The following is a 5,363-nucleotide window of genomic DNA, read 5'->3' on the forward strand; positions in this document are numbered from 1 at the left end:
GTGGTGAAGGCTTCATCCGCCTCTTTGGCCTCATCAATGGTGAACAGGCGCTCTTCCACCTTCAACTGAGCTTCCGCAGCCATCCGCAAAACAGCCTTGCGGGTGATCCCGTGCAGGATATCGTTGGACAGCGGCCGGGTCACGATGGTGCCATCCTTCACGAAATAGGCGTTGTTGGATGTGCCTTCGGTGACATGGCCGTCTTCGATCATCCAGGCATCGTCAGCGCCCGCTTTCTTGGCCATCATCTTGCCCATCGACGGGTACAGCAGCTGGACGGTCTTGATGTCGCGGCGGCCCCAGCGGATATCCTCGATAGAAATGATCTTGGCTCCTTTTTTGGAAGCCTCACTATGCGCCAGACCCGGCTTGTTCTGGGTGAACAGCACCAGCGTTGGTTTGGTACCTTCCGCCGGGAAGGCAAAATCCCGGTCACCGTCAGAGCCACGGCTCACCTGAAGATACACCAGACCTTCTTCAATGCCGTTCAGCTCCACCAGTTTGCGATGAATCTCCAGCAGCTCTTCTTTACTGCAAGGCTCAGCCATCTCCAGCTCATCCAGCGACCGCTTCAACCGCACGGCGTGACCTTCAAAGTCGATCAGCTTGCCGTCCAGCACCGAGGTGACCTCATAGACCGCATCGGCCATCAAAAAGCCGCGGTCAAAGATCGATACGGTCGCGTCACCCTCGGGCAGATAGTCGCCATTCACATACACAGTACGGGTCATAGATGTTTCCTTATCCATCCGGCAGTCGCCGGGAGTCTGTTCTGGCCCAGCCAGATCCTGCAATCCAATATCCTGTCACAGCACTTCTGTCACAGATCTTTTGTCCCAGATGCTATGGGAGAGCAGCCATGACACAGCCACTCTGCCCAAATGGTCGGCAGCCAAAGGGCCGTTTGATCAGCCCCACAACGCCGCAGAAGGGGCATGAACGCCGCTTTCGTCGAACTGCAACGGCGTCTCGCGGTCTTCGGCCAGCAACAAGGGTCCATCAAGATCGGTCACAACCGCGCCCTGCGCCACCAAAGTGGCCGGTGCCATGGCCAGTGACGAGCCGACCATACAGCCCACCATGACCTGAAACCCCTCTGCGAGCGCCGCATCACGCAGTTTCAGCGCCTCTGTCAAACCGCCGGTCTTGTCCAGCTTGATGTTGATCACGTCGTATTTGCCCGCAAGTGCAGCAAGGCTTGCACGGTCGTGGCAGCTTTCATCGGCACACACCGGCACCGGGCGCTCCATCCCCGACAGCGCCGCATCGTCAGACGCAGGCAACGGCTGTTCCACCAACGCCACGCCCAGCCGTACCAGATGGGGGGCCAACTCGGCATAGACCTCTGCGCTCCAGCCCTCATTGGCATCAACGATGATCTTGGCATCCGGGGCACCCGCGCGCACCGCTTCCAGCCGCGCCATATCATCCGGCGTGCCCAGTTTGATCTTCAGCAGGGGCCGGTGAGCATTTTTGGCCGCCTGGGACTTCATGTTTTCGGGGCTGTCCAGCGACAGGGTATAGGCCGTGATCTCGGGGCCCGGCGCAGGCAGCGCTGCCAGCTCCCACACCCGTTTGCCCGCCAGTTTGGCCTCCAGGTCCCACATCGCACAGTCCACAGCATTGCGCGCCGCGCCCGCTGGCAAAAGCGATTGCAGCTCCGCGCGGGTGAACACAGCGGGCAAACCCTCGATCTCCGCCGTGACGCTGTCCAGTGTTTCCCCATAGCGCGCATAAGGCACACATTCGCCCCAGCCCGTGACGCCATCCTGCGTCACCCGCACGGTCAGCACCTTGGCCTCGGTGCGGGAGCCGCGGGAAATGGTAAACACCTGCGCCAGCTTGAAAGTATCCGCGGTCACGCTGATCTGCATGGCTCTCTCCATCTCTGCCGTCTTCGACATCCGCCCGCTACAGATCGTGGCCAAGACAAGTTCGGCGCATGATCCACACAGAAAAACAGCCCCGGATCGGTCTCCGGATAGGCCAGGGCACCGCTGCGCGCGGCCCGGATGTCATCTTTCCAAAAATACTCCCACCGGAGGCACCTACCCTATCGCAGTGCCCCCGACGTGCGCCGGGTTAGATCACACAGCGTCCAGCGCGTCCACCAAACGGCCTGCACCATGGCGATACGGATCCACCGCAGGCAATCCCATCTGCGCTTCGACTTCCGCGAGATAGGCCACTGCCTCATCTTCGCCCAGATGCTGGGTGTTCACCGAAATGCCTACCACTTTGCAATCGGGGTTACCGACCTGTGCCAGACCCAATGCAGTGTCGCGCAGCTGTTCCAGGCTGGGCAGCGAATAGCCAGGCAAGCCACGCATGTGATCACGTGTGGGCTCGTGGCAGAGGATCAGTGCATCAGGCTGACCACCGTGAACCAACGCCATGGTCACACCGGAATAGGACACGTGGAACAGTGACCCCTGCCCCTCGATCAGATCCCAGTGGTCCGGGTCATTGTCGGGTGTCAGATATTCGATCGATCCCGCCATGAAGTCGGCGATAACCGCATCCAACGGCACGCCATGGCCAGTGATCAAGATGCCGGTCTGACCAGTCGCACGGAACGTGGACTTCATGCCACGCTTCTGCATCTCTGCATCCATTGCCAGCGCGGTGTACATCTTGCCAACCGAACAGTCTGTACCCACCGCAAGGCAGCGCTTGCCGCTGCGCTTCACGCCATTGGCGATCGGATAACCCACCGTTGGGACCCGCACATCATGCAGCGTACCGCCATGGGTCTGCGCCGCAGCCACCAGGTCGCCTTCATCGCGCAGCAAGTTGTGCAGGCCTGAGGCGAGATCATAGCCCATTTCCAGCGCCTGGATCAGCACCTCTTTCCAGGCTGCCGAAATCACGCCACCGCGGTTTGCAACACCGATGACGAGCGTTTTGGCGCCAGCCGCCTTGGCCTCTGCCAGGGTCATTTCTGTCAGGCCGAGATCTGCGCCGCAGCCCGGCAAGCTCAACTGGCCCACGGCGTGATCCGGACGCCAATCACGGATGCCAATGGCAACTTTTGCAGCCAGCATGTCGGGCGCATCGCCCAGAAACAGCAGATAAGGTGTCTCGATCATGGTGTGGGTCCTCTTCCTCTTTGTGTCCAAAATTCCAGAGAACGCCTCGGAATTTCATCTCGTTTTCACATCAAAATCACCCATCTGAACAATATTCTCCCGGCTTCCGCCAGTATTACCGAAGAAATCGTCGATAGGTCAGCATAGATGCCGCAAAAATCACCGCCCACGCCACTCCTACCCGAACACCCCGCGCAATCGCGGGTCAAGCAGCCCTCACCCCCCTGCATCTGCCCTGTGTCTTTGCCGTTTGGATTGCGTCCAAGCCCCCGGACCCCCTAGTTTTCTGGAGAAATCGCCACCTCCACCAAAAGGTCACTGCTGTTTACCCATTGCCATTTTTCATCGGAGCCATGGATCATCTGGCCGCGTCGCACAGCAAACGCATGGATTCGCCGACAACCACCGCCCAGAGCAATGCCGCAATGTGATGCCGCATCGCAGCAGGCACTTGCTGCAATCGCAAAATCGCTTGCATTTCGCCGCGTAACGAAATAACCAAATCATCACTGTTAGGGAAATTTCATTACTCAGACGGAGACACCGCATATGAGCTTTCGTATCCAGCCCGCTGCCCCGGCGCGGCCAAACCGCTGCCAACTCTTCGGCCCCGGCTCAAATACAAAACTCTTTGCCAAAATGGCGGCCTCCGCCGCGGATGTCATCAACCTGGACCTGGAAGATTCGGTCGCCCCCTCCGACAAGGATGTCGCCCGCGCCAATGTCATCGAAGCGCTCAACACGGTTGACTGGGGCAACAAATATATGTCGGTCCGGATCAACGGGCTGGACACGCCCTATTGGTACCGCGATGTGGTGGATCTGCTGGAACAAGCCGGTGACCGTCTCGATCAGATCATGATCCCAAAGGTTGGTTGCGCCGAAGACGTCTATGCTGTGGACGCTCTGGTCACAGCCATCGAACGCGCCAAAGGGCGCAGCAAGCCGGTGTCGTTTGAGGTCATCATCGAATCTGCGGCCGGCATCGCCCATGTCGAAGCGATCGCCGCTTCCAGCCCCCGCCTCCAGGCCATGTCATTGGGAGCTGCGGATTTTGCCGCCTCCATGGGGATGCAAACCACCGGTATCGGCGGCACGCAGGAAGACTATTACATGCTGCGCGGGGGTGACAAACACTGGTCTGACCCCTGGCACTGGGCCCAGGCCGCCATCGTCGCCGCCTGCCGCACCCACGGTGTGCTTCCGGTTGATGGCCCGTTTGGGGATTTCTCCGATGACGACGGTTACATCGCGCAGGCCAAACGTTCCGCAACGCTTGGCATGGTCGGCAAATGGGCAATCCACCCCAAACAGATCGCTCTGGCCAATCAGGTCTTCACCCCATCAGAAGAAGCCGTCGCTGAGGCCCGCGAGATCCTCGCCGCAATGGAAACCGCCAAGGCCAACGGCGAAGGCGCCACAGTCTACAAAGGCCGTCTAGTCGATATCGCTTCGATCAAACAGGCGGAGGTCATCGTCGCACAATCCGACCTCATCGCCCAAAGTTGACCCAACCCTGCACCTGCGACGCGTCTCGTAGGTGCAGATGCATAAAGGCCAAACAGACATGACCGATCTCACCCTGGTGCACACAGCCGATGTGCATGTCGCAACCATTGACGCCTTGGCACCAGGCGCAGCCCTGACCCACATGGTCCGCCCCGACTGGCTGGCCCGTGCTCTAAACGGGATAGACGCAGTTTTGTTGGAGGAGATCTCAACTACTATCAGAACGGCAAAACGCAAAACAGCCCGGCCGGTTCTATGTACGTGCACGACGCTGGGTGAGGTTGCAGAAACCGCAGGCGCAATCCGGCTCGACTGGCCCATGATGCAAACGGCGGCACAAGTTGGAGGCCCGGTCCTATTGGCCTATTGCCTGAACAGCACTCTTGAGCCTTCGAAATCGCTGTTACAGCGGGCCATGTCTGAGGCTGGCAATCCAGATCCAATCACCCTCCTGCCGATGACATATCTGTGGTCACTCTTTGAGCAAGGCGACACCGCAGGTTTCGCCACCGCCATTGCCAAGACGATAAGTGAGTTTCTGGCGGCACATTCCAATCCCACAAGCAAGCCCGCTGTGGTGGTTCTGGCCCAGGCTTCCATGGCAGGGGCCGCTGACTTGGTGACCGGTCTTAGGTAGCAAATGCACCAAGTTACCGTCTGGATGGCTGTCGTGATCTCGTGTGGAATGGGGGCATGTCAAAGCCATTGATTGTTCACACCCTAAAAGAGAAGCGGGCCGAGATACTGGGCCAGATTAAGGCATAT

General features: G+C 59.2%; 5 protein-coding genes. 2 read left to right on the forward strand and 3 right to left on the reverse strand.

The features are described from left to right. The 3 genes from Q0C28_RS06305 to dgcN all read right to left on the reverse strand — a co-directional run. Positions 1-731 (reverse strand): aminotransferase class IV (locus tag Q0C28_RS06305; RefSeq protein ID WP_293573894.1); only part of this gene is annotated, 731 nt, incomplete at its 3' end. Positions 732-908: 177 nt separating this feature from the next. Next, complete coding sequence (dgcA, locus tag Q0C28_RS06310; RefSeq protein ID WP_293573896.1) at positions 909-1,874, reverse strand: N-acetyl-D-Glu racemase DgcA; 966 nt, start codon at positions 1,872-1,874, stop codon at positions 909-911. Positions 1,875-2,087: 213 nt separating this feature from the next. Then, the gene (gene dgcN, locus Q0C28_RS06315; RefSeq protein WP_293573898.1) at positions 2,088-3,089 is read right to left on the reverse strand and encodes an N-acetyltransferase DgcN; all 1,002 of its coding nucleotides are present in this window, start codon (positions 3,087-3,089) and stop codon (positions 2,088-2,090) included. A 549-nt stretch (positions 3,090-3,638) separates the two neighbouring features. Between dgcN and Q0C28_RS06320 the strand changes: the two genes are divergently transcribed. After that, entirely contained in the window at positions 3,639-4,598 is a 960-nt protein-coding gene (locus Q0C28_RS06320; protein WP_293573900.1) for an L-malyl-CoA/beta-methylmalyl-CoA lyase, read from the forward strand. Positions 4,599-4,656: 58 nt separating this feature from the next. Beyond that, positions 4,657-5,235 carry a hypothetical protein gene (locus Q0C28_RS06325; RefSeq protein ID WP_293573902.1) on the forward strand — a complete coding sequence of 193 codons (579 nt, stop codon included), beginning with the start codon at positions 4,657-4,659 and terminating at the stop codon, positions 5,233-5,235. Positions 5,236-5,363: the final 128 nt, after the last annotated feature.

It is taken from the genome of Phaeobacter sp. (genome assembly GCF_022825805.1).
Classification (GTDB): Bacteria; Pseudomonadota; Alphaproteobacteria; order Rhodobacterales; family Rhodobacteraceae; genus Phaeobacter.

Bases quoted from the DNA above. Each gene is read 5' to 3' on its own strand.
- dgcN (WP_293573898.1), bottom strand. From the start codon at position 3,089: ATGATCGAGACACCTTATCTGCTGTTTCTGGGCGATGCGCCCGACATG.
- Q0C28_RS06325 (WP_293573902.1), top strand. From the start codon at position 4,657: ATGACCGATCTCACCCTGGTGCACACAGCCGATGTGCATGTCGCAACC.
- dgcA (WP_293573896.1), bottom strand. From the start codon at position 1,874: ATGCAGATCAGCGTGACCGCGGATACTTTCAAGCTGGCGCAGGTGTTT.
- Q0C28_RS06320 (WP_293573900.1), top strand. From the start codon at position 3,639: ATGAGCTTTCGTATCCAGCCCGCTGCCCCGGCGCGGCCAAACCGCTGC.